The 3,034-nt window shown below is 40.1% G+C and carries 2 protein-coding genes; both read left to right on the top strand.

Translation table 11 applies throughout. From position 1 onward, the window contains the following. Positions 1-624: hypothetical protein (locus QZZ43_RS11540; RefSeq protein WP_291859317.1), on the top strand; the 624-nt coding region annotated here is incomplete at its 5' end. A 493-nt stretch (positions 625-1,117) separates the two neighbouring features. Beyond that, the coding region (locus QZZ43_RS11535; protein WP_291859314.1) for an immunoglobulin domain-containing protein at positions 1,118-3,034 on the top strand (1,917 nt) is incomplete at its 3' end.

The raw sequence follows: 3,034 nt of genomic DNA, 5'->3' as shown, positions 1-3,034 counted from the left end.
TTTGAAAACTTTGTAAATAAAGTTGATGAAGTACTTGGTCAGAGCTTGTCTGATCAGGGGCTGGTGTCATCGATGAGTTCGTTTGGATACGGACTTAAGGAAATGGAGCAGGGGCGAGAGCACCTGGAAGAAGTTCGGCAAATTAACCAGGAGCAGGAAGCTGCGCAGGAAAGGAGAAAAGAACTTAATAAGGAGCGGGTCCAGTTACAGAAAGATTTGCAAAAGCGTTATATGCGCATTGTGAAATTGGGAAGAATTGTCTTTGACGAAAACGAAATGGCCCGGAAAGCTTTGGGCCTGGATGGTCCCAGAGAAAAGCATTTTGACGATTGGTACCGCCAGGTTTATATGTTTTGTAAAAACCTGATTGCTGAAAGCAACTGGTTGAATTCACTGAAAGGTTATGGCGTAAAGAAGCAGGATCTTGATAACATTCTGATGGATCTTGAGAAACTTGAAGAACTCAATACCCGTTTCGAACATGCAAAGGAGATTTCTAAAGAGATGACCCGAAAGAAAAGGAAGAAGTTACTGGTTCTTCAAGATTGGTTAAGTGATTATTTGAAGATTGCACGATTGGCTCTGGAAGAAAAGCCACAATTACTTAATAAGCTCCTAAATTAAGGATTCGTTGACGAGTGGCCGAATTTTAATGATTAATAACAAAATTTAAAGGGTGAAAGGAAATTGCGTTTTGTTTCCTAAATATAAAATTGAGAGAGAGACCTTATTTTTGTTGGGAGTTGAAACAATCACTGCAAATAAACGTACAAAATTAAGGGAAATTTATAGTCGTTCTAAATTAACACTATTTTGTTGACATTTTTATGTTGGAAAATGATGGATTGGGTGCATTCAGGAACTCTTAATCAATTGATTTTTAGAATTATTTGTTTAAGTTTGCCGGTTGTTTAAAAAACGGTGTTTGATTGAAAATGGATAGGTTTTCTATATAAATACAGGGTGTAACGACTGTTTTGGTCGGTTTCCCCTGGTATTTGTTAACAAATATTTGATCATAAAGTATTAAGAATAATTGAATAAAATTATTTTTGCTAGTCGTGTAGAATGGCTAAAAGTGCAGTTGGATATAAAGCATTACCCTAAACGAGATGCCATGAAAAGATTTTTACTCTCTTTTGTGTTTTTGTTGTCATTATTGTTTGCCTTTTCCGGGCTTGAGGCGCACGCGCAGGGACGTGAAGGAGGAACTGCCAAAAAAGACCCTTTGCCAATATTAATGGGAATGGAAAGCACCATAAGCGATGTGGATGATAATTATTGTTCCAATGTTGGTTCTGATGAAATCCATGTGAGTCCAATTGATATACCTACTTGGAGTCCTGATACCGTATTATGGGAAGTTCTAACAGTTGAGGGATATAATGAAATTCAACATCCTGGTTGGTTTGATTTGACCGGGATTGGAACAGGAACCGGAATAATCTTTTATCCAGATCAAGTAGAAGAGAGCTATTTAGATGTTGCAGATATTTGGTTTAGAGCTACATTTAAAAAAGAAGGTAGCGCGCAAGAAACTGCTATTTCTGACAGAAGTGAGGTTTATAAAAGTGCTACCCCATTTGTTTTTGGAAGTGATACTGAGATTTGTGGGGTGGATAATGCTACCCTTACCTTAGAGCAAACAGAAAGTGCTTATTATTATACGCTCTTACGTGATGATGGTAGTGGTTTCAACGAAGTTTCCGGGTTTATAGATTTACAAGTGTTCGATGGTAGTGCCCTTGATTTTGTTGTTTCTCAGGAAGGAACTTATGCTGTGCAGGCTGAAAGGACAAATGCTCCGGTTTGTATTGCCGAGATGAATGGAAATCCTACGGTTACAGTTTATCCTTCACCAACTCCGGCACCCCAGGCTCAACCTCAAGGTGGTGCAGTTGGTGATACTTTTTGTCAGGGAGTGCCTTTCGAACTTTTTGATAGTAATCCGGTAATTCCGGGATATGAATATACATGGACCGGTCCGGGGTTAGGAAGTGGTGTAACGGGCCATACCGTTATAGTTACTGATGCTATTGTTATCAATGATGCCACAACTCTTCATACTTATACCCTTACAATCATAGATAGAAACAATCCTACCGATTGTAAAGCTACAGCTACAGTTGATATAGATGTTCAGGAACGTCCTGAAGTTGCTCCTACTGCCGACCCCGTTTGCGACGGTGGCACAGCAACACTCTACGCCAATCCTTCCAAAGGAAGTGGCGATTATTCTTTTAACTGGACTTCCAATCCTGTTGGTTTTACTTCTATTCTTGAAAATCCTCAAATAACAAATGCTGCCATTGGGGTCGATGATATTGAATATATTGTTGAAGTTACTGATAATGTTACCGGATGTGCTGCATTTAGTAGTGGTTCAACCACTTTGGTTATTAATGATGTTCCTGAAGTAACGATTACCGGCCCGACTCAAGCCTGTGAAGGCTCAATTGCAGATTATACAGCCAACGTCACCGGAACCGGAACATATAATTATCAGTGGCAACTGGATGGCACCGATCTGACTGGGGAAACCAGTTCTACTTTAAGTTTTGATGTTTTGACATTACCATCAGTTGGAAATCATACGATTTCTGTTGATGTTGTAGATGTTTCAAATACTACCAACTGTAGCGCAAGTGCCAACACTTCCCTGGATGTGTATGAGACACCTGTAGTTACGATTACCGAGGGAGATCAGGAGGTATGTGAAACTACAGCTGTAACGTTTACCTCCAGTGTTACCGGAAGTGGAACTTATACCTATCAGTGGTCTATTGGAGGAACAGCCTTGACCGGTGAAACCGGCGGTACATTGAATATTGATGCTGCAAGTTTACCTGTTGCAGGTACTTATACTGTATCAGTTGATGTGGTTGACACTTCCAGTCCCCTGAATTGTAGTCAAACTGCCAGTGTACAACTTACTGTAAATGATGTTCCTGAAGTAACGATTACCGGCCCGACTCAAGTCTGTGAAGGCTCAATTGCAGATTATACAGCCAACGTCACCGGAACCGGAACATAT

The sequence above is a fragment of the Marinilabilia sp. genome (genome assembly GCF_016278715.1).
GTDB lineage: Bacteria > Bacteroidota > Bacteroidia > Bacteroidales > Marinilabiliaceae > Marinilabilia.
This window is presented reverse-complemented; position numbering and strand designations above follow the sequence as displayed.